The organism is Xenorhabdus szentirmaii DSM 16338 (genome assembly GCF_002632585.1).
GTDB classification, from domain to species: domain Bacteria; phylum Pseudomonadota; class Gammaproteobacteria; order Enterobacterales; family Enterobacteriaceae; genus Xenorhabdus; species Xenorhabdus szentirmaii.
Map to the genome: position 1 here is coordinate 58,962 of NZ_NIBV01000002.1, position 22,996 is coordinate 81,957.

Annotated in this window: 18 protein-coding genes and 1 pseudogene; 8 read left to right on the top strand and 11 right to left on the bottom strand. The window is 45.7% G+C overall.

Features of this window, described 5'->3' with window-relative positions; all coding sequences use genetic code 11:
• Positions 1-69 precede the first annotated feature (69 nt).
• The 10 genes from hpaA to Xsze_RS10325 form a co-directional block, all read right to left on the bottom strand.
• Entirely contained in the window at positions 70-975 is a 906-nt protein-coding gene (gene hpaA, locus Xsze_RS10280) for a 4-hydroxyphenylacetate catabolism regulatory protein HpaA (RefSeq protein ID WP_038237763.1), read from the bottom strand.
• A gap of 50 nt (positions 976-1,025) precedes the next feature.
• Positions 1,026-2,390: a 4-hydroxyphenylacetate permease gene (gene hpaX / locus Xsze_RS10285; protein ID WP_038237760.1), complete on the bottom strand. Its 1,365-nt coding sequence runs from the start codon at positions 2,388-2,390 to the stop codon at positions 1,026-1,028.
• Positions 2,391-2,535: 145 nt separating this feature from the next.
• Positions 2,536-3,342, bottom strand: coding sequence for a 4-hydroxy-2-oxoheptanedioate aldolase (gene hpaI, locus Xsze_RS10290; RefSeq protein WP_038237757.1), 807 nt, complete (start codon positions 3,340-3,342; stop codon positions 2,536-2,538).
• 19 nt (positions 3,343-3,361) lie between these two features.
• On the bottom strand, positions 3,362-4,165 hold the full coding sequence (gene hpaH / locus Xsze_RS10295; RefSeq protein ID WP_038237753.1) for a 2-oxo-hept-4-ene-1,7-dioate hydratase: 804 nt from the start codon (positions 4,163-4,165) through the stop codon (positions 3,362-3,364).
• A 6-nt stretch (positions 4,166-4,171) separates the two neighbouring features.
• Complete coding sequence (locus Xsze_RS10300; RefSeq protein WP_038237751.1) at positions 4,172-5,644, bottom strand: NAD-dependent succinate-semialdehyde dehydrogenase; 1,473 nt, start codon at positions 5,642-5,644, stop codon at positions 4,172-4,174.
• A gap of 60 nt (positions 5,645-5,704) precedes the next feature.
• Positions 5,705-6,094 carry a 5-carboxymethyl-2-hydroxymuconate Delta-isomerase gene (locus Xsze_RS10305; protein ID WP_038237748.1) on the bottom strand — a complete coding sequence of 130 codons (390 nt, stop codon included), beginning with the start codon at positions 6,092-6,094 and terminating at the stop codon, positions 5,705-5,707.
• 12 nt (positions 6,095-6,106) lie between these two features.
• Entirely contained in the window at positions 6,107-7,024 is a 918-nt protein-coding gene (gene hpaD, locus Xsze_RS10310) for a 3,4-dihydroxyphenylacetate 2,3-dioxygenase (RefSeq protein WP_051462383.1), read from the bottom strand.
• A gap of 65 nt (positions 7,025-7,089) precedes the next feature.
• Positions 7,090-8,556 carry a 5-carboxymethyl-2-hydroxymuconate semialdehyde dehydrogenase gene (gene hpaE, locus Xsze_RS10315; protein ID WP_038237746.1) on the bottom strand — a complete coding sequence of 489 codons (1,467 nt, stop codon included), beginning with the start codon at positions 8,554-8,556 and terminating at the stop codon, positions 7,090-7,092.
• Entirely contained in the window at positions 8,553-9,383 is an 831-nt protein-coding gene (locus tag Xsze_RS10320) for a fumarylacetoacetate hydrolase family protein (protein WP_038237744.1), read from the bottom strand. Before Xsze_RS10320 ends, hpaE begins: the two co-directional genes overlap by 4 nt.
• Entirely contained in the window at positions 9,380-10,027 is a 648-nt protein-coding gene (locus Xsze_RS10325) for a fumarylacetoacetate hydrolase family protein (RefSeq protein ID WP_038237742.1), read from the bottom strand. Before Xsze_RS10325 ends, Xsze_RS10320 begins: the two co-directional genes overlap by 4 nt.
• 386 nt (positions 10,028-10,413) lie before the next feature.
• Here Xsze_RS10325 and hpaR point away from each other — a divergent pair, with 386 nt between their 5' ends.
• Together hpaR and Xsze_RS22720 are read left to right on the top strand one after the other, a co-directional pair.
• The gene (gene hpaR / locus Xsze_RS10330) at positions 10,414-10,863 is read left to right on the top strand and encodes a homoprotocatechuate degradation operon regulator HpaR (RefSeq protein ID WP_038237740.1); all 450 of its coding nucleotides are present in this window, start codon (positions 10,414-10,416) and stop codon (positions 10,861-10,863) included.
• 637 nt (positions 10,864-11,500) lie between these two features.
• Positions 11,501-11,599 (top strand): annotated as a pseudogene (locus Xsze_RS22720) (deoxygluconate dehydrogenase); the annotation flags it as partial.
• Positions 11,600-11,736: 137 nt separating this feature from the next.
• Here the strand turns inward: Xsze_RS22720 and Xsze_RS10340 are convergent.
• Complete coding sequence (locus Xsze_RS10340) at positions 11,737-12,570, bottom strand: MurR/RpiR family transcriptional regulator (protein ID WP_038237737.1); 834 nt, start codon at positions 12,568-12,570, stop codon at positions 11,737-11,739.
• A gap of 250 nt (positions 12,571-12,820) precedes the next feature.
• Here Xsze_RS10340 and Xsze_RS10345 point away from each other — a divergent pair, with 250 nt between their 5' ends.
• The 6 genes from Xsze_RS10345 (at position 12,821) to Xsze_RS10370 (ending at position 22,979) form a co-directional block, all read left to right on the top strand.
• The gene (locus tag Xsze_RS10345; RefSeq protein ID WP_038237734.1) at positions 12,821-14,332 is read left to right on the top strand and encodes a CoA-acylating methylmalonate-semialdehyde dehydrogenase; all 1,512 of its coding nucleotides are present in this window, start codon (positions 12,821-12,823) and stop codon (positions 14,330-14,332) included.
• Positions 14,333-14,370: 38 nt separating this feature from the next.
• Positions 14,371-16,305: a 3D-(3,5/4)-trihydroxycyclohexane-1,2-dione acylhydrolase (decyclizing) gene (iolD, locus tag Xsze_RS10350; RefSeq protein WP_209435277.1), complete on the top strand. Its 1,935-nt coding sequence runs from the start codon at positions 14,371-14,373 to the stop codon at positions 16,303-16,305.
• Between the two features lie 287 nt (positions 16,306-16,592).
• A complete protein-coding gene (gene iolG / locus Xsze_RS10355; protein ID WP_038237730.1) occupies positions 16,593-17,579 on the top strand; it encodes an inositol 2-dehydrogenase in 987 nt (328 codons plus the stop codon).
• A gap of 462 nt (positions 17,580-18,041) precedes the next feature.
• The gene (locus tag Xsze_RS10360) at positions 18,042-19,724 is read left to right on the top strand and encodes a solute:sodium symporter family transporter (RefSeq protein ID WP_038237728.1); all 1,683 of its coding nucleotides are present in this window, start codon (positions 18,042-18,044) and stop codon (positions 19,722-19,724) included.
• A 109-nt stretch (positions 19,725-19,833) separates the two neighbouring features.
• Entirely contained in the window at positions 19,834-20,967 is a 1,134-nt protein-coding gene (locus Xsze_RS10365) for a Gfo/Idh/MocA family protein (RefSeq protein WP_038237725.1), read from the top strand.
• Positions 20,968-21,074: 107 nt separating this feature from the next.
• Entirely contained in the window at positions 21,075-22,979 is a 1,905-nt protein-coding gene (locus tag Xsze_RS10370; RefSeq protein WP_038237723.1) for a bifunctional 5-dehydro-2-deoxygluconokinase/5-dehydro-2-deoxyphosphogluconate aldolase, read from the top strand.
• The last annotated feature ends 17 nt before the right edge of the window (positions 22,980-22,996 follow it).

A 22,996-nucleotide genomic window follows, 5' to 3' on the forward strand; every position in this document is an offset into this window, starting at 1 on the left:
TAGGTATAAACAAACATGATCAATTTATTCACTAATATTACCTTCAATGAAAAACTTGAAGGCAATATTTTATTCTGCAACCATACACCTTTCCCGCCAGACACTCGGTGAACACCCCACCAGCCGATTAAAAAACCGGGCAAAGTAAGCGGGATCTTTAAAGCCAAGTTGATAGGCGATGTCAGATACAGGGCTATCACTAAACCGCAGCAGCCGTTTGGCTTCTCGCAGTTGCCTGTCGAAGATTAACCGCTTTGGCGGCCGGTTGGCGAAGCGCCGGCACATATCTTTCAGTCGTGATTCGGTAATCCCTAATTTTTCAGCATAATCCGGTATGGCAAGATGTTGATGAAAATGTTGATCAATCAATCGGTTAAAACGCTGGAACAGTTTCAACTCTCCTCTGACGCCGCCGGAGCGATGGTCTTCAAGGGAAATGCTGCGCAATAAAAAAGTAAACAAGGACTGAGCCAGACAGGCCAGTGACTGCTCCCGGCCTGCAAACTGATTCATTGATTCACGTTCAATCAATGCCCAATAGTGGTTGAATGTTGCCAGTTCATTCGGCTTATCGGCAACGGATAAACAGATAGCCGGAATATCAATTAATTTCCCATGAGTAGGATAAAGTGAACTCAGCAATGGCGTAATTAATTCCTGACGGACAGTCAGCACATGGCCATCAGTATCTTCCTGAGTGAAAAAAGCATGGGGAACGGAAGGTGGTGTCAGGATAAACAAAGGGGCCTGGACAGAATAACATTGCTCATCCAGTTGTAACTCAATTCGCCCTGTCTCCAGATAATGCAGTTGAAAAAAATTGTCATGGCGATGTGCCTGCATATCTCGGCCAAAAAATGCGGCTAAACGACCGAATGTTTGATAGTGAACATCATCCGACCCTTGAGTTTCATCATAATCCTTGCTGATATCAATATTGGCAATAATGGGTTTGGTCACATTGGATGCAGACATCGATTTTTCCTTCCCGTCTTTTGCTGGTGGTTAAGGGGTTTTCTCGTTGTTTACGATGTTATTTGTGGCCTTGAGTGCTTCATGGGGATCATCAGTACCATCAGAGCACCAATAAGCAATAATCCAGCGACAAAATAGAGGCCCGCGCTGAAGCTGCCAGTCTGATCTTTCAACCAGCCAATCAGCAGCGGACTGACCGCCGAGCCTACATTTCCCGTTGCGTTGATCACAGCGATCCCAACGGCACGGGCACGTAAGCTGATAGATTGATCGGGTGTTGTCCAAAAGACGGCCATGGCAGTGAATGAACCGGTAGAAGCCATAATGATCCCCAGCAATTGCACCAGACTGTTATCCGTCAGTGAGGTTAAAATCCAGCCGGCGGCGGCGAATAAATAGGGCAGGGCGGTGTGCATCTTACGTTCTTGCAGCCGGTCTGAGCGACGACTCCAGTAAATCATGCCCAGAATTGTGCAAAACTGTGGAATGGCGGTCAGAACGCCAATAACAACATGGCTGCTACCCTGATTGAAACTCTGCATAATTTGTGGCGTCCAGATATTAATGGCACTCAGGGTATTGGTCAGGCAGAAATAAGCGAAGGTATACATGAGGACAACGGGGGTAAAAATTTCACGCCATAAACTGATTTGTTGCGGAGGAGAACCCCTAGTGTGTGCCAGAGAAATTTTATCGTTTTCTATCATCTCTTGCAGGCATTGTTTATCTTCACGAGTCAGCCATTTGGCTTTATCCGGCGAATCATCCAGATAAAACCAGACAACAAAACCAAGCAAAACAGAGGGAAAACCTTCCAGCAGAAATAGCCATTGCCAGCCACGGAGCGCCCAAATGCCATCCATTTCCAGAATATAACCGGAAATCAGTGAACCAAATGCCATTGTTACGGGCATGGCAATCATAAACAGTGCATTGGCGCGGGCGCGATAATAAGCAGGAAACCAATAAGTCAGGTAGACAAGAATGCCCGGCAAGAAGCCGGCTTCCGCAATGCCCACCAGCATACGCAGGATATACAGACTCGTTGGGCCAGTTGCAAACATGGTGGCGGTTGAGGCGATCCCCCATAACACCATAATAGTGGCAATCCACCGGCGAGCACCGACAATGCTCAGCATCACATTACTGGGAATACCAAAGATGACATAAGTGGCATAAAACAGCGTGGCTGCCAGCCCGAACATGGTTGATGTTAAACCCAGATCGTTTCCCATCGTCAAACCAGCAAAACCAATATTGATGCGATCCAGAAAAGAGAACACGAACAGAACAAAGAGAAAGAGGATCAGGCGCCGGAATAATTTATTAATCACGTTTTGTTGCTGAACAGTGAGCTTTTGGTGTTGGGGGGTGGAATTACCTGTTTGCGATGTGGCGCCAGACGAAATGCTCATTGTCGTTTCCTTTCTTATTATTCTTTTTAGTGAATGGTGCTTGGCGAATTGTTATCAGGAGCTTCAACTGCAATGGCAGATGCTGCAAGCAACATCTGCTGTGAGATCAGGCTGTTGAGGTGCCTGATCGTCGTGTTGTTGGTATTCAGTAAGAGCCAGGTGATGATATGTTTTGTTTTTCCTGAATCTTGCCAAAACGTGCGGATAAAGCACTGGCGGCGTTTGTCAGTAAAATGGTATCGACACCAACGGCAATAAACAGAACGCCCAGATCAAGGTAGTGTTTAGCCGTATCAACATCAGCCATTAAAATACCTGCCGCTTTCCCTGATGCCTTGATTTGGGCAATGGCTTGTTCAATCGCCGCCTTAACCTCAGGGTGTCGGGGGTTATTGATATGCCCCATGTCTGCGCTAAGATCCGAAGGGCCGATAAATACGCCATCCACACCTTCTACGGCGGCTATTTCTGATATATTTTTCAGCGCCTCGCGCGTTTCGACCTGAACTAACACGCACATTTCATCATTGGCGCGGGAAAGATAATCAGGGATAAGATTCCAACGTGCGGCCCGTGCCAAACCACTACCAACACCACGAATGCCTGCGGGTGGATAGCGAGTGGCCTGAACCGCCAGACGCGCTTGTTCTGCATTCTGAACCATCGGAATTAACAATGTTTGGGCACCAATATCCAGCAATTGCTTGATGATGACAGGATCATTCCACGGTGGACGAACAACAGGCTGGCTTGGATAGGGAGCAATACTCTGCAATTGAGAAAGAATGGCAGGAATATCATTGGGGGCATGTTCCCCATCAATCAACAGCCAGTCAAATCCCGTTCCTGCCAGGATTTCCGCGCTGTATCCACTACATAGCCCAATCCATAATCCGATTTGGGGTTGCCCTGCCTTCAGGGCTTGTTTAAATTTATTCGTTAGCTGATCCATGTTTTCACCTCATAAGATATCAAACAAAGCGGCAACTGATTGAACCCATCACCCCATAATCTACATGGAAAATATCGCCTTGACGCGCAGAAACAGGCCGAGTGAAAGAGCCGGAAAGAATGACCTGGCCTGCTTCAAGTTGTACTTCATGCAGAGACAGTTTATTGGCAAGCCATGCTACGCCATTGGCGGGGTGGTTAAGTACTGCTGCTGCCACCCCGGATTCTTCAATCACACCATTGCGATAGAGCAGGGCGCTGACCCAGCGTAAATCGAGTTTATCCGGCTTGATCGGGCGCCCTCCCAGAATCACACCGCCATTGGCTGCATTGTCAGAAATCGTGTCAAATACCTTGCGTGGGCGCTGTGTTTCCGGATCGATTTGATGACAGCGGGCATCAATCAATTCCAGGGCCGGAATAACGTAATCTGTCGCATTATAAACATCAAACAGCGTACAGTTCGGGCCACTCAAGGGTTTTGCCAGCACAAATGCAAGTTCAACCTCAATGCGTGGCACAATAAAACGTTCGCAAGGGATGTCACCGCCATCCTGAAAAAACATATCATCCAACAAGACCCCGTAATCCGGTTCATCAATTTGTGAACTGGCTTGCATGGCCTTGGAGGTCAGGCCAATTTTATGGCCTTTGAGATTTCGGCCTTCCATGATTTTTAAATCTACCCATTCGCGCTGAATGGCGTAAGCATCCTCAATCGTCATTTCCGGGTGATCCAATGAGATTTGGCGGATTTGCTCACGATTTTTTTCTGCCTGATGTAAACGGCGAGCAATCAGTGACACGATTTCTTGCTGTAGCATAGCGTCTTACGCTCCTTTGGCTTCTAATCCTCCGAAACAGAGGTATTTTACTTCCAGATAATCTTCGATACCGTAACGCGAACCTTCACGGCCTAACCCTGATTGCTTGATGCCACCAAAGGGGGCAGTTTCATTGGAAATCAAACCTTCATTGATGCCTACCATGCCGCTTTCCAGTGCTTCTGCGACGCGGTAAATACGTCCAATATCCCGGGAATAGAAATAAGCCGCCAGACCAAACTCAGTATCATTGGCTATGCGAATGGCTTCGTCTTCATCACGGAACTTGAACAGAGCCGCCAATGGGCCGAAGGTTTCTTCGTGGGCCACCAACATGGATTCGGTGACATCAGCCAATACGGTAGGCTCAAAGAACAGGCCTCCCAATGCATGGGATTTGCCACCCACCAAAATGCGTGCACCGCCGGAAACCGCATCGTTGATATGAGACTGGACTTTTTCGACGGCAGCCTGATTAATCAGAGGACCTTGTTGGGATGTGAGATCAACGGCCGGCCCGACTTTTAACTGTTGCACTGCCTGTGCCAAACGTTCAGCAAAAGCATCATAAATGCCTTCCTGCACCAGAATGCGGTTGGCACAAACGCAAGTTTGCCCGCTATTGCGGAATTTCGCTGCCAATGCGCCTTGAACCGCGGCATCAAGGTCAGCATCGTCAAAAACGATAAAAGGCGCATTGCCTCCCAGTTCAAGCGAGAGCTTTTTCACGGTATCAGCGCTTTGTGCCATAAGCAACTTACCTACACGGGTAGATCCGGTGAATGAAAGCTTGCGAACGATGGGACTTGCCGTCAGTACTCCACCAATCGCTTTGGCATCCATTCCTGTCACGATATTCAAAACCCCGGCCGGAATGCCCGCCCACTCCGCCAACTTGGCCAAGGCCAAAGCAGAAAGTGGGGTTTCCGCCGCAGGTTTCAGTACGACAGTACAACCTGCTGCCAATGCCGGGCCAACCTTACGGGTGATCATGGCATTGGGAAAATTCCATGGTGTAATGGCCGCGACAACACCAATAGGCTGCTTGATGGTAGTGAGACGGCGCCCCGGCATGGGAGAAGGGAGCGTTTCACCATAAATACGCTTGCCTTCCTCAGCAAACCATTCGATGAAACTGGCACCGTAGGCAATTTCCCCCATGGCTTCTGCGTAAGGTTTGCCCTGCTCCGCAGACAATATTTCCGCCAGTTCATCCTGATTATGCATGATCAGCTCAAACCAGAGCCGGAGTTTTTCACTGCGTTGTTTTGCGGTTAATGCCCGCCATGCCGGAAGGGCATTATTCGCGGCTTCAATGGCACGCAGTGTCTCCGCGGCGCCCAGATCACTGACATTGGCAAGGATGTCACCATTGGCAGGGTTAATGACATCAAAGGTGGTTTTATTGTCAGCATCAACCCATTGGCCGTTGATATAAGCCTGCTGGAGTGCCAATGCTGTATCCAGATTACACGACATAATTTCCTCTTTATTTAAAAATAAGCGCGAGTGTGGCCTTAATTATGCCACCTAATATTCTTATTTTTTTGCTTTAAACAGGTTATGAACGTTATTGGATTTATAATTCAGCACCGGATCGAGTTCTTCCATGGTAAAAGAGATTCCCAGATAGCGCTGCGCCATCAAATCAGCAAAATGGGCTTTGATTAAGGCAAACAGCATTTCGCCGACTGTTTGCCGATCTTCAAGGCTGCGTCCCGCGCCAATTTTCAATGTCATATGGACAAAGGCGTAATCTTGCTGACCATCCGCCATCTGCCAGGTATCCAGCCAGATGGCACGGCTGCGGATACCGCCCTGCGGAAAAATACCGGTATCAGCCAGCGCTTGATTTACTTTGGAAAATAACTCCGGCAGCTTAGCTTCTTCACGGATATTTTCAGTGCATTCTGCATAAAAGTGGGGCATGGTTTACTCCTGTCAGGCATTGATTTTATCGACAACTTTCTCGTCATGGTTTTCATTCATGCTTTTGGCATTGACAACATAATCCGGTAATGGGAACACCGCATTAACCTGTCCTGTCCCTGAACTGGCAAACAATTCGGTCAGAAATTCAACTTTGCCGTCATATTTATCCCATCCCAGCAAGCCGAGCAGCATCACCGTATCGTGCATGTTGCCTTCTCCGCGACAATAGTGGGCATATTCCGGCAGCATCTTGCAGAATGCCTTGAATTCACCGTCTTTCCAAAGCTGCACGACGCGGCGATCCATTTGTTCATCAAACTCACGGGTATAGCTGTTCATGCCTGTTTCGGCGCGTTGATCCTCAATAAAGCTGTGTGATAATGAGCCACTTGCCAGTACCGCAACTGTACCATCGTATTTTTCAATGGCCTTTAATATGGCTTCTCCCAGTTTGCGGCTGTCTTCAAAAGCATGAACAGTACAAAAAGCTGAAATTGAAATGACCTTGAAATGGCGGTCACTGTTCATATAGCGCATGGGCACCAACGTGCCATATTCCAGAGTCAGGCTTGGAATTTCATGTGACTGTGCCCTGACTCCCATTTGGCGCGCTTCTTCCGCAATCATCCTTCCCAATTCAGGATTGCCGTCATATTCATAGGTCATATTGCGGATAAAATGCGGCAGTTCATTGCTGGTATAGATGCCTGAAAAATGGTCAGAGCAGTTAATGTGATAGGCACTGTTCACCAGCCAGTGGGTGTCGAATACAATGATGGTATCAACATCCATTTCACGGCAACGGCGGCTGATCTCTTTATGCCCATCAATGGCGCCTTGTCGGCAGCCATGATGCTTTCCCGGTAATTCAGAAAGATACATAGAGGGGACATGTGTAATTTTCGCTGCTAACGCTAACTTTCCCATAAATCCTCACTTGGTATCAGGGTGGAGAACGTGGTTAACGCTGAAATTTATGTTCCTTTTGCGGCTCAAACGCCCCAACGGGGAATAGGGTGCTCTCCCATTGAAATACAGACGTTTTTTACTTCGGCAAAGACTTCAAAGCTGTACTCTCCGCCTTCACGCCCGACACCGGAAGCTTTTATGCCGCCGAATGGCTGACGCAAATCACGGATATTCTGGGCATTGACGAAAACCATGCCTGCTTCAATACCACGAGCCAAACGCAACACTTTGCTGACATCCTGTGTCCAGATATATGAAGCCAGCCCATACTCCACATCATTGGCCATACGCAAACCCTCTTCTTCGCTCTTGAACGGCAGCAAACAGGCTACAGGGCCAAAAATCTCTTCTTGTGCGACACGCATGCGGTTATCGACATCCGCCAGAACAGTTGGATTCAGGAAATTGCCATTTTTCAGGTGAACAGGGAGGCCACTGGGTTTATCAGGGCCACCGGCCAGCAAAGTTGCCCCTTCTTCAATACCCAAGCGAATATAGCCAGAAACTTTTTCCCAGTGTTGCTGAGTGATCAGGCTGCCAACCTGAGTATTGGGATCTTGGGGATCACCAACCCGTAGACGGCTGGCCCGTTCAGCAAAGCGTTTAACGAATTCAGGATAGATGCTTTCTTGAATGAAAATGCGGGAGCCTGCTGTGCAGCGTTCACCGTTGAGGGAGAAAATGGTAAACAGAGCGGCATCCAGTGCACGTTCAATATCAGCATCTTCAAAAATCAGAACAGGAGATTTTCCGCCCAGCTCCATTGAGTATTTTTTTAGCCCGGCATTTTGCATAATCAGGCGACCGGTTGCGGTTCCACCGGTAAACGAAATCGCCCGAACATCATGATGTTTTACCAGTGCATCACCGGCAGTATTGCCATAACCCTGCACCACATTCAGCACGCCGGCGGGAATACCCGCTTCAAGGGCTAGTTCTCCCAAACGATTCGCTGTAAGCGGAGAAAGTTCGGACATTTTCAACACTGCTGTATTTCCCAACGCCAGACAAGGTGCGACTTTCCACGTTGCTGTCATGAAAGGCACATTCCACGGGGAGATCAGCGCACAAACACCGACAGGCTGAATCAGCGTATAATTGAGCATTTTGTCATCAACGGGATAAGTACGGCCATTCATTTGCTGACAAATTTCAGCAAAGAAATTGAAATTCTGTGATGCCCGCGGAATTAATACATTTTGTGTTTGATGGATAGGAAGACCGGTATCTTGGGTTTCCATTGCAGAAATACCGGGAACATTCTGATCGATTAACTCACCCAAACGGCGCATCAGGCGAGCGCGCTCTTTCATTGGGGTATTCGCCCACTTAGGAAAAGCCTCTTTGGCGGCAGCAACAGCCTGATCAATCTCTTCTTGCCCGCCTGAAGCCACTTCAGCCAGAACTTCGCCTGTTGCAGGATTCGTGGTTTCAAAATAGGTTTTACTGCCAACGTTTTTACCGTTGATCCAATGATTAATCGTGCTCATGACAAACATTCCTCATATTCTTGCTGGCTGACAATATAATTGACCAGACGTCCCACACCTTCGACTTCCACAATGACTTCATCCCCCGGAACAACATCGGACAGCCCCTTGGGGGTTCCTGTGGCGATCATGTCTCCGGGCTGCAAGGTCATAAAATCGCTGAGATAGGCAATCAGGAAAGGAATATCGAAGATCAAATCGGCGGTTGTGCCTTGTTGGCGTAATTCCCCGTTTACCCACGTTTTCAACGTCAGATTATGGGGATTGGCGATGAGGTCTTTATCCACGATCCATGGGCCAATAGGGGTGAGCGTATCGCGGCTTTTTACGCGGAGATTGGGGCGGTAATAATTTTCCAGATAATCGCGGATGGCATAATCATTGCAAACAGTATAACCGGCAACATAATCCATGGCATTTTCACGGGAAACCTTGTGGGTGGTTTTCCCGATAACCACCACTAATTCTGCTTCATAATGCATATATTCCACATTATCCGGTCGGACAGAAACTTGGTGGTGCCCGGTCAAGCTATTGGCTGCCTTGATAAAGACCAGCGGTTCTTCCGGTGGCTTAAACTCCAGCTCTGTAGCGTGATCAGCATAATTCAGCCCCAACGCAAATAACGTTCCGTTCGCCGGAGGAAGCCACACAACCTCTTTATTGCTAGTGCTGCTAGTATTGCCGGCAGTACGGTGGATTGTATTGTGGGTTGTATGGTGGATCGAACAGTTGATCGTACTGCCGTCAGGCAGATGAATATTTTCATGTTCATCAACGGTGACATTCAGGTCTTGTCCCTGATAATGGATTCTGGCGTATCTCATGCCTGACCTCCTGCCAGTACAACCGTGTTTTCCAGATGCGGAAAACCTTCGGCTTTCACGGTGACTTTATCTGAAGGGTGGAGAGTGACGCGGTGATGGGGTGTTCCCAGCAGGATGACATCACCTTCTTTCAGCGTTGCGAATTCACTGAGCGCAGCTATCAACTCGGGTGCGGATCGGACAAGATCTTTGGTTGACCAGCGATCTACAACTTTTCCATTGATTTCAGTGACAATATCAAGTGAATCCACTATCTTTCCTTTGCTCATCTGACCTATCGGGCAAAACCCATCGCGACATTTTGCTTTAATGGCAGGCCGGTAAAATGAGGTTTCCGGCAGGCTGACTTCATTGGCCAATGCAAATCCAAGAATATACTTATCCGCATCTTGAACAGAAACGTGGCGAGCGTTTTTTCCGATAGTATTATTTCCAATAAATAGCGCCAACGTTGCACCACTTTGAACGGTTTCCCCGGGGGGATGAGGGATCACATCTCCTGAGCCAATCACTGTATTACGGGGTTTTATAAACCAAATTGGCGTCTTTGGCGGGGTTTTATAAGGTGATTCATGAAACGCGTCATGCCAGAAATCGATTTGGCTTTTATGGTTAAGGGCGACGGCAAAAACAGTGCCTTTCATTGACAACTCCTTGAAACCTAAGCAAGGTATTGCTGGATAGTTATTAATATATTAATAAACTATCTTTTGATGATCTTCAATATGTTAAATTGATTGTTAATTTTAATTGTGATCCATGTAGCACTGCACCAAGATTAACCATTTTTAACACAGGGAGATCAAGTTGTTATATTTTTAATCAATACCATTTGGTGCTCTTATTAACTTTTATTTAACTTTTTTGTGGCATGGCTGTTTTATTTATTTGTTAATATTGAAGTCTTTTCCCTTTGTGGATGATTATGAGCGTGTTAGTCTTTTTGGTGTTTATGTTATCTATAATAAATAGCATTGGCGTTACACTTATAGATAATGGCTAGTGATTAACTAAAGAGTCTCCTTTACTTATGCATGAATCCTTGACAATAGCATTGCTTCAAGCGAGAGAAACCACGATGGTTTACTTTCGGCCTATCTTGAAGAGTTACAATTTAACCGAGCAACAATGGCGTATTATTCGTGTATTGGTGGGTAGCCGTTCGATTGATTTTCATGATCTGGCTTGCCTCACCTGCATATTGCGCCCAAGCTTGACCGGAATTTTGACGCGAATGGAACGTGATGGGCTAATTTTCCGCCTGAAGCCAATGAACGATCAGCGTAAGCTGTATGTCTCTCTGACTCCACAAGGACAAGAACTTTACGAGCAGGCGAAAGGAAAGGTAGAAGCAGGCTATAAAGCAATTGAAGATGCGTTCTCTCCAGAAAAATTGAGCCAGCTTTTAAGGTTGCTGGACGAGCTCATTGCTATTGGGAACCATTCCCAAGAAGATTTGGATGAAGAAAGCGAACTATAGATTTTATAAGCCTTTATTAATGTATTAATTGACCTATTTATCCAGCAATAGTGTAAGTGTAAAGACCGCCGTAATGAACTGCCTGAACTCTGTATTGCAGTATATTGCGGCGGTTTTTCTATTCTTGGGATGAAAAAACTATTTGAGATATCGATGTTTAATTTGAAATAAAACGAACATCATTTAATTATGTTAATGGAAAAATTAAAGTCCTCGGATTTTATTAAATATTAATTTCATTTCTTATTTTAAGAATAACTTTAGTTATATAATTTAAATTAGCTGAATTTATATATTCCAATCTTATTGGAATAAAAATATTTAACAAATTATTGAAAAGTAACTTATTAATATATTCATGAAAAGTATTTGGCGTTAAAAAAGTGGGCGTTAAAAAAGGGAGTAGCAACGGAGACAGGAGCGAACAGGCGATCAAATTGCAGCCTGTAGCTCAATAAGCCTAAAATCGGTAAAATTCTCATATATTTTTGCTCTTTCCCTGATGACAAATTTATTTCTTATCCAGCCTTATAACTGAAGTAAGGAAAGCCGATATGATGTTCAATAAAATCAGTGAATTGAGCCAATTAAAAGGTAAGCGAGTTGTGGTAACGGGCGGAGGGCGCGATTTTGGGCAAGCGGTTCCATTCTTTTGACCAAAGCGTTATTGCCGAGTCTGCGGCAGTCACAGGGAGCGGATATCGTTGCCATGGTTTCAGTTTGCGGTGTTCCTCAACCCGCAGTTGTCATATTAAAGCTGTTTATTTTCAGGGACCCTCTTTTCAGGATTTTGAATAATCTGCGGTGATCTGTTTACCCTATTGGATTTCAAGTTGCAGCACCCACAAAGCTGCAACTTGACAACACATGCCATTAATTGGCATTTCCTTGCCGATAAGCCAGTGCCACCGCTAAAGACTGCACTAAACACAGCGTTGCGGACTGGGAACGAAATGCATCAACCTGAGCTTCTTTTACGACAAAACAAATATCACTGAAACTGGCCAGCGGGCTAATTTGGCTATCGGTAACCACAATTTGTTTAGCCCCTGCTTTTGCCGCTTGTTCACTGACCATCACGGTTTCTTCGGCATACGGTGTAAAACTGATGGAAACGACAACATCATTGGCATTGATCATATTCATCTGCTCACGAAACATCCCGCCTAAACCATCCACCAGCAGAGGGCGGCATTGCAAGTGACTGAGGGCATAAGCAAAGTATGATGCAACACTGAAAGAACGGCGCAGTCCAATAATGTAAATATTGTGTGCACCCGCCAGTAAATCTACTGCATTATTCAAATCTTCTGCTGATGTACGGGCGGCGAGCTGTTGCATTGCCTGTGCATTCGAATGGGCAAATTCCTGCAAGATATGCTGCGGCTCTTCTGGTATGTCATGCTCACTATCCATCGCCTTAAATAACCTCACCCGATCGGTATAGCTGGCTGTTTCTTCCACCAGATTCATGCGAAACAGTTGTTTCATTTCATTGAATCCGGTGAAATCAAAGGCATTGGCAAAACGGATTAATGTAGAAGGTGGGACATCAGCCTCTTTTGCGATAACGGCAACAGTATCAAATGCGACGCTGTTCGTGTTATCCAGTATGTATCTTGCAACTTGCTGTAATCGTTTGCTTAACTCACCATAACGTGAGCGTACCTGTTCTTGAAGTTCATTCAGATTAGATGCAGCAGACATAATGTCCCCATAAAAAGTGTCATGAAATGGATAATTGATTCATCATCAGGCAATTATGCTTGATGCGGGCGAAGATGCTCGCAAATTGCCGCTATGTAATGAATGTAATTGCATAAAAATAGAGAGTTGATCACATTAATTAAAGTGTATTTCAATTTTCATTGAAAATGAAATGTATATTTCATATACCTGTGGCATCGTAATTCAACGCTTATTGATTCAATCATTATTGTATTCAGAGAGGCTCAGAATGGAACAGATTAAAAACTTTATTGGTGGTCAACTTATTGATAGTAAAAGTAATCGAACTTCATCTGTCTTTAATCCGGCCATCGGGCAGGCGATCCGGCAAGTTGCCCTGAGCACGGCGGATGAGACAAAACATGCCATAGAATCTGCCCATCTGGCCTTCAATGAATGGTCAAAAACATCTCCGTTGAAACGAGCCAGGATCTTGTTCAGATTCAAATCATTGCTTGAAGAGAATCGGGATAGGCTCGCCAGGCTGATTTCTGAAGAACACGGCAAAATCTATTCAGATGCCATAGGTGAGTTGACTCGTGGCCTTGAAGTGGTGGAGTTTGCCTGTGGCATTCCCCATCTGCAAAAAGGGGAGCACTCAGCAAATGTGGGAAGCGGCGTGGATAGCCATTCCCTGATGCAACCATTGGGTGTCTGTGTTGGTATCACACCATTTAATTTTCCGGCAATGGTGCCGATGTGGATGTTCCCGCTGGCATTGGCGACAGGCAATACTTTCGTTCTGAAACCATCAGAAAAAGATCCCTCGCTTTCGATTGAACTGGCGAAATTGTTACAGCAAGCCGGGTTACCGGATGGAATATTTAATGTTGTACAGGGAGATAAAGAAACCGTTGATATTCTGCTCACAGATCCTCGTGTTCAGGCGGTGAGCTTTGTTGGTTCCACGCCGGTTGCAGAATATGTTTATGCCACGGCATCAGCGCATGGCAAACGTTGTCAGGCATTAGGAGGGGCAAAGAACCACAGTATCCTGATGCCTGACGCGGATATGGATATGGCGGTGAATGCCATAGTCGGGGCGGCTTTCGGCGCAGCAGGAGAACGTTGCATGGCATTGTCCGTTGTACTGGCTGTCGGAGATGAGATTGCCGATCAACTGGTAGAAAGACTTCAGCAACACATTGGTCAAATGTCAGTCGGCTCTGGGATTACAGAAGGAAAAGAGAACGACATGGGCCCTGTGATTTCTGAACAGCACAAAGCAAAAATTTGTGATTACATCCGAAGTGGTGTTGACCAGGGGGCCAGATTATTGGTGGATGGCCGCGGATATCAGGTTGCCGGCCATGAACGGGGTTATTTCGTTGGGCCAACATTGTTTGATTACGTCACTCCGGACATGAAAATCTATAAAGAAGAGATATTCGGGCCTGTACTTGTCATTGTCCGTGTTCCGGATTATGGGACAGCTTTGCAATTGGTGAATCACCATGAATATGGCAATGGTGCGGCCATTTTTACCCGTGATGGCGAAGTTGCCCGCCAATTCGGTGAAGATGTTCAGTCTGGCATGGTGGGCATTAATATCCCCATTCCGGTACCAATGGCTTTCCACAGTTTCGGCGGTTGGAAACGTTCTATTTTCGGTCCACTCAACGTACATGGCAATGATGGCGTTCGCTTCTATACCCGCATGAAAACCATCACCAGCCGTTGGCCTGCCAGCGTGCGTCTGGAACATCACGATAGCCACTTTGTTATGCCAACCATGGAGTAGCTACTGCCATGAACGATAAATCAATCAGTGTGAGAGCAATAAAGACGCAAAAAATGACGATGGCGCAGGCGTTGGTCAAATTTCTCAATCAACAGTACATTCATATCGATGGTGAGGAATGTCCCTTTATTCAAGGTATCTTCACGATATTTGGTCACGGCAATGTGGTTGGATTGGGGCAGGCACTGGAGCAACAACCCGGGCATCTTCGGATATATCAGGGCTGTAATGAGCAGGGAATGGCGCATATAGCGACAGGCTTTGCCAAGCAGAAAAAACGTCGGCAGATTTTTGCTGTCACTTCTTCAGTCGGGCCTGGTGCTGCCAATATGATCACGGCAGCCGCAACCGCAACAGCGAACCGAATTCCGTTATTGTTATTGCCGGGAGACACCTTTGCTTGCCGGCAGCCTGATCCCGTTTTGCAGCAGGTTGAACAATATGGTGATGGCACAATCAGTACCAATGATTGCTTCCGTCCGGTATCCCGTTATTGGGATCGTATTTCCAGACCTGAACAATTGATGGCCGCCATGATCAATGCCATGCGGGTATTGACTGATCCGGCAGATACAGGGGCGGTCACCATTTGTCTCCCGCAAGATGTGCAGGGGGAAGTGTGGGATTACCCTGATTACTTTTTCCAGAAGCGTGTTCATCAAATTGAGCGCCGCCCCGCATCTTCATCCCGGGTTCAGGATGCATTGGCATTAATTCAGCGCAAGAAAAAACCACTGATGATTTGTGGCGGTGGTGTACGTTATTCTGAAGCACATGATGCTTTTCGTCAGTTTGCTGAAATATTCAATATTCCCTTTGCCGAAACACAGGCGGGCAAAAGTGCAATTGTGGCAGACCATTCGCTGAATTGTGGCGGAATAGGGACAACAGGATGTTTGGCTGCCAATCTACTCGCTAAAGAAGCGGATTTAATCATTGGTGTGGGAACGCGTTTCAGTGATTTCACCACTGCTTCAAAATCATTGTTTCAGCATTCTGAAGTGGAATTTATTACCATCAATGTTGCGGAATTTGATGCCTGCAAACTTGATGCCATCGGTGTTCTGGCTGATGCCCGTGACGGGTTGAATGCCATAGCTCATGGGCTGGCGAAAACAGCCTGGCGTTCAGGATGGCAACAGGAAATCCCGCAAGCTAAAGCCGCCTGGAAACAGGAATTAGAGCGGCTGTTTTCCATTCAATATCAAGCTGGGTTTAAGCCGGAGATTAGCGGGCATTTAGATGAAAAGTTAGCTGAATACAGTGAGGCCTTGCAGACCAATCTGACTCAGACCCGTGTGCTTGGTTTGATGGATCAATATTTAGAGCCCAATGCCATTATTGTCGGGGCCTCGGGTTCACTGCCAGGGGATTTACAGCGGATGTGGCAACCCAAAGTACCTGATACTTACCACCTTGAATATGGCTATTCCTGTATGGGATATGAAATCGCGGCCTCACTGGGGGCCAAACTTGCCTGTCCGGAACAGCCGGTGTACGCCATTGTGGGGGATGGTTCATATCTGATGTTGAACAGCGAATTGCAAACGGCCATACAGGAAAATATCAAAGTCACCGTATTGCTGTTTGATAATGCGGGGTTCGGATGCATCAACAACTTGCAGATGAGTCAGGGCATGGGAAGTTTTGCCACAGAAAATCGCTATCGCAACCCGCAGAATGGGCAACTGGATGGTGCATTGATACCGGTGGATTTTGCCAAAAACGCTGAAAGTTACGGCTGTAAAAGTTATCGGGTGCATAATGAACAACAATTGATAGCCGCTTTGTTGGATGCGCAAAAACAATCGAATGCAACACTAATCGATATTAAAGTTTTGCCAAAAACCATGACGCATGACTATGAATCATGGTGGAGAACAGGAACTGCCCAGATTGCTGATAATCCTGCTATCACTGAATCGGCAGAGAGAATTCGGGAATATATCGAGAAAAAAGCACGTCAGTATTAAACAATACCTGAAGTGACGGGGAATCAAAATGTGTCATCTGAGAGCACAGGTAACGGCTTATCCTGTGCACCATGGCCCCGTCCTTCAGGGTTGGAATCATATTGAAAATAAGTAAAAAAGTTCAGCTTCATGAAGAAAATAAACAGCAGAATGAGTGAGTCAATGAGCATTTTATGAGCTGGCTCTAAAAAATAAATTTTTCAAATAAAACAAAATTGAAATAAATATTTTATTTGATATATTTTTACCCACACCAAAAGCAGACACCAAGTTATCAAGGAGCATTCATGTTCAATATTGCATTATTTGGCGCTGGGCGAATTGGGCAGGTTCACGCTGCTAACATTGCCAACCATAAAGAAACTTGTCTCCATTCTGTGATAGATCCCCATCTGGCAAATGCTGAGGCATTGGCAAAAAAATATCAGGCAAAAATACAAACCGCTGAAGAGGCTATGTCAGATCCTGACATTCATGGGGTCTTAATTGCTTCAGCCACGGATACTCATGCTGATCTGATAGAACTGGCCGCCCGCAACAATAAAATAATTTTCTGTGAAAAACCGGTGCATCTTGATCTTGAGCGGGTTCGTCAATGCCTTGATACGGTGAAAGCATGTCAGGTTCCTCTGTTTGTTGGGTTTAACCGCCGTTATGATCCTCAGTTCCGTCGACTGAAAAACCTGCTTGGTGCTGGCACTGTCGGCAAAGTGGAATCTTTACTGATTACTTCCCGTGATCCTTCCCCTCCGCCTGTTGAATATGTTCGGGTATCTGGCGGTATGTTCAGGGATATGAGTATTCATGATTTTGATATGGCGCGTTTTATTCTTGGTGAAGAGCCGTGTGCGATTTATGCGCAGGGCAGTAATTTGGTTGATCCTGCCATTGGGTTGGCTGGGGATATTGATACCGCATTCATTGTCATGAAGTTCCCGTCAGGGGCAATGGCGACTATCACGAATAGCCGTCGTTCAGGTTATGGTTACGATCAACGCCTTGAGTTGCACGGTGAAAAAGGCTTGCTGACAGCCGGAAACATCAAAGAAAACAGTGTGGAATTCTGGGGAGAAGAGGGGTGTATTTCAGCAAAACCGGAGCATTTCTTTTTGCAGCGATACCGTGAAGCCTATATCGCGGAATGGCATCATTTTGTTGATGTCATGGCCGGCAGGGCAATTCCTGAAACCAGCGGTATTGACGGGGAGCAAGCATTGTACCTTGCCGATAAAGCGCTTGAATCCCTGAAATCAGGTAAAGAAATCAAATTATAACGATGGCAGACAGTTTTTATCTATCCGGTATTTTTCAGGTTGATATATTTAAAGCCAATCAGTTTCAAATCAATAGATTTTAAACTAATACCTTTCAGATAAATAAATTCCAAGTGCAGATTATACATAATGGGTTGCAATTTTCATCACGGTACTAAGAAAATGGTAAATTTATTGGGAATGAATTTGTTCAGTTAAAAGCTTAATTTCAATAAAAGGCATGATTAATTCTAAGAAATATAGATAACTATATAATGATGAGCATAACTGGAGTTAATGAGCAAAGCCAATAAAGAGGAAAATTGAAAGACGACAGGTATCGATATTAATTTTTGCCATTTCCACAAATAAGAATGGGAACGATTGTTTTTATAAGCTGATTTTTAGGGATTAGTTTATAAGGAATACCTTTCCTGTCAGCTCATTACTGCCTGAAAGCGGTTAATCAGGGTGGAGGGTCATATGTTAGCTTTTCTTTCTTTTATGGGGTTTACCTTATTAGTCGCAGGGTTTTCTTATTATAAAACGCGAAATAAACAATTAAGTGCGTCTACTGAAGGTTATTTTCTTGGAGGGCGATCCCTGACAGGAATATATATCGGCAGTTCTATGTTATTAATGAATTTATCTACTGAACATTTGGTTGGGTTAAATGGTCTGGCATTCAGAACTGGGTTTATTGTTATGGCCTGGGAAGTGATTGCGGCATTGACGATTGTATTATTTGCCATTTATTTCCTGCCTAAATATCTGAAATTGGGAATTTCGACTATTCCTGAATATCTGGAACGTCGGTTTGATAAAAATACATTATTGATTACATCGGTTTTATTTTTGGCGATGTATGTCATTTCATTACTACCTATCGTGCTATATACCGGTGCGATTGCATTGGAAAGTTTGTTTCAGGTTTCACACGTTCTTCATGTCGATAAAACGACGGCGCTTTGGATCATCGTTTGGGGTGTAGGTGGGCTAGGGGCAATTTACGCCATATTCGGTGGGATAAAAGCCATTGCGGTCGCTGACACCATTAACGGTGTTGGCCTGATTGTTGGCGGTTTGATGGTGACTGTTTTTGCTTTGCTGTATGTCGGGGATGGCAATGCATGGAAAGGGTTGGTTGACATCTATGAAACTCATCCGGATAAATTCAATTCCATAGGGGCAGAAGACTCACTTGTACCATTTTCGACGCTGTTTACAGGGCTGATTGTTTCTAACATGTTCTTCTGGTGTACCAATCAGTCTATTGTGCAGAAATCATTGAGTGCAAAGAATCTGGCAGAAGGGCAAAAAGGCGTTATGCTGTGTGCCTTATTTAAGCTCATCATCCCTTCTATCATTATCCTGCCGGGGATCATCGCATTCCATATTTTCAGTGGTCAGATAGATAATCCAGACAATGCCTATCCCGCATTAGTGCAGCTGGTTCTTCCCAAAGTTCTGGTTGGTTTCTTTGCTGCGGTGGTAGTTGGTGCGGTATTTTCAACATTCAGTGGCGGCCTGAACTCTTCTGTGACGTTATTTACCGTTAACATCTATAAACCACGAATTAATCCGGACGCCACAGAAGCCCAGACGGTAATGGTGGGGAAATATCTGGGGCTTGGATTAGCTTTGGCAACGATGATTATTGCTCCGCTTGTCGCCAATGCACCTGATGGCCTGTTTTATTTGATTCAGCAATTACAGGGAATTTTCAATGCGCCGATCCTGAGTGTGGTGCTGGTCGGATTGATGACAAAACGCGTGCCTCCAATTGCAGCAAAACTGGGGCTATTGTTTGGTATGTCGGCTTATATCATGGGTAATTTTATTCTGGATATTGATCTTCACTTCTTCCACTTGGTTGGCATTCTGTTTGTCCTCAATATTATCTTCATGCTGACGATTGGTTATTTCTTCCCTGCCGAATCTTACGAAGAAGTGTACACAGGACAAGTAGATATTACACCGTGGTCCATGGTGAAACCGATGGGCTGGCTAATAACATTAGCGGTCATTTCTATGTATATCTTCTTCGCCCATAACGTACCAGCTTATGTAATGACCCTCTATTATGTCTTGGCTGTAGGTATTTTGGGCTACGTTTTCTACCTGATGGGCAAAGCACTGTTTAAGCGTCCTGTTGCAACAAATTGATACAGATTTTATTGGATTATCAATTGAAGCCGATATTTTTTTCACATAAAAAATGAAACAAACATTTCAGATAAAAACAAAGAGAAATAGGGAATGGAGAGTAAATAGCATGAAAGACATTCGAATCGGGTTGATTGGTACAGGGTATATCGGTCGTGCTCATGCCATTGCGTATGCACAGGCTCCTGCTGTATTTCCGTTAAAAGGCCGGCTGATATGCGACATGATTGCCGATATCTCCGCAGAACGAGCCTGTGAGCAAGCAAAAATGCTGGGTTTTCGCCGGTCGACAGGTAATTGGCATGAACTGGTTTCTGATCCGGATATTGATGTTGTTGATATCTGCACCCCTAATTTTCTGCATAAAGAAATGGCATTGGAGGCCATCAGGCACGGTAAGCATGTTTATTGTGAAAAACCGTTGGCACTGAATTCTGTTGAGGCAAAGCAAATGGTAGAGGCCGCAGCCCGAGCGGGTGTTAAGACACTGATCGGTTTCAACTACATGAAAAATCCCACGGCACAATTGGCTAAGGAGATTATTGCCAATGGTGAGATTGGTGATGTTGTGCATTTTTATGGCACTCACAATGAAGATTACATGGCCGATCCCCTCAGCCCGATTCATTGGCATTGTTTCAAAGAACAAGCCGGCCTGGGGGCGCTAGGGGATTTAGCCGCCCATATCATCAACATGGCGCAATATTTGGTCGGGGACATAGTAACCGTATGCGGTGATATGGAAACCGTTGTGAAAGTGCGCCCAGAGAAAATGGGATCTTCGCTGTTGGTTCCTGTGGAAAACGAAGATCAGGCCCATGCCATGATGCGTTTCAATACTGGGGCAATGGGGATCATTGAAACATCCCGTGTCGCTTGTGGCCGAAAAATGGGCTTGAGCTATGTTGTGACAGGTACAAAAGGCACTTTGAGTTTTACTCAGGAACGGATGGCGGAATTACAACTTTATCGCCATGACGACCCTGTGAATCGCCAAGGGTTTAAAACAATTCTCGTTGGGCCGGAACACCCTGATTACATTTATTTTTGCCAGAGCGCAGGGCACGGTATCGGCTTCAACGATCAAAAAACAGTAGAAGTCAGAGACTTGATTAATGGCATCGCACAGGGGCAGGACATATGGCCTGATTTCACTGAAGGCTGGAAAGTTTCTCGCATACTGGATGCCATTCTCTGTTCTTACCAAGAAAAACGCTGGGTTCATGTCACTGACATTAATTAGATGCTGATACTGAAAATTATCCGGGGTTCAACAACATTAAACGGTTAGCAAGATAAAGCATTCAGCAAAGTACTGTAAAAGTACCGTATCAGGTAAGAGGTAAATCAATGGAGCAGCATAAAAAGTTTGATGTTATCTGCATGGGGCGTATTGCCGTTGATCTATATGGCCAGCAGATAGGTGCGCGTTTGGAAGACATGGGAAGCTTTTCAAAATATCTTGGTGGTTCGTCGGGAAATGTGGCTTATGGTACAGCGCGTCTGGGCCTGAAATCCTCCATGCTGGCAAGGGTTGGTGATGAACACATGGGGCGTTTTTTGCGTGAAGAGCTGGAACGGGTAGGTTGTGATACCAGCCATTTGATAACGGACAAAGATCGATTGACCGCTTTGGTTCTGCTGGGCATCAAAGATAATGAAACCTTTCCTCTGATTTTTTACCGTGATAACTGCGCCGACATGGCCATTACCCGCGATGATTTCAGCGAAGATTATATTGCATCGGCCCGTTGCCTGGCGATCACGGGAACCCATCTCTCTCATCCGCAAACCCGTGATGCTGTATTAATGGCACTGCAATATGCGCGTTGTAACGGGGTCAAAACGGCTCTGGATATTGATTATCGCCCTGTTTTGTGGGGGCTGACTTCACTGGGTGACGGAGAAACCCGCTATATAGCCTCAGAACAGGTAACCAAGCAATTGCAGGAAGTTTTCTCTCAATTTGACCTGATTGTCGGGACAGAAGAGGAATTTCATATTGCAGGCGGCTCAACGGATACCATAAATGCCTTGCATTGTGTGCGGAAATTTACGTCTGCAACATTGGTGTGCAAACGGGGGGCCTTGGGATGCTCTGTATTTCCTGCGGATATTCCCGATACTCTGGACGAAGGAATAACGGTTAAAGGCGTGAAAGTGGATATCCTCAACGTCCTGGGAGCGGGTGATGCTTTTATGTCCGGATTTTTACGCGGTTACCTGAATAATGAAAGTTGGGAACAAGCCTGCACTTATGCCAATGCGTGCGGTGCCTTGGTTGTTTCCCGCCATGGTTGTGCGCCGGCCATGCCTGATAAAATTGAACTGGATAACTACTTAGCGCGTGCAACCAAAATATCGCGCCCAGATTTAGATCCTTATCTCAACCATCTGCACCGAATTGGTAGCCGTCAAAAACAATGGGATGAGCTGTGTGTGATGGCATTTGATCACCGCATTCAATTTATAGAAATGGCACGTAAAGTGAATACTGACCTCAACCGTATCCCGCAACTTAAAAAATTGCTGTTTCGTGCCAGTCAGGAAGCCAGCTCAGAAGTTCATTTACAGGGAAAAACCGGGATATTGTGTGACAGCAGCTTTGGTCAGGAAGTATTGAATGCGGCAACTGGGCAAGGGTTATGGATTGGGCGGCCGATAGAACTGCCAGGCTCCCGGCCGCTTTGCCTTGAGCACGGTAATATTGGCTCTCAGCTTGTCAGTTGGCCACAGGAACATACCGTGAAATGTCTGGTGTTTTTTCATCCGGAAGATGAGCATCCCTTACGTCTAGAGCAGGAAAAAATCATACAGGAAGTTTACTCAGCCTGTTGCCAGTCCGGCCATGAATTGTTGCTGGAAGTTATTTTACCGGTCGATATGCCCCATTCTGATGAGCTTTACCTGCGAGCACTCCAGCGTTTTTACAATCTTGGTATCCGGCCGGATTGGTGGAAACTGCCACCAATGCAATCAGCGGGTTGGGATCAGATGGGCGCATTGATTGAACAGCGTGATCCTCATTGCCGGGGGGTTGTGATCCTTGGTCTTGATGCGCCAGAAGAGATGTTGAAAGCCAGTTTTAAGGCGGCTGCCGGTAAATCAATCGTCAAAGGTTTTGCTGTCGGAAGAACGGTATTTGGGCAGCCTTCATTAAAATGGCTGGCTGGAGAAATTGATGAAGAAACACTGATCCTTCAAATCAAAACAAATTACCTCAACTTGATTCGCCACTGGCATCAGCGCGGGTAAAAAACGAATAAAAGATT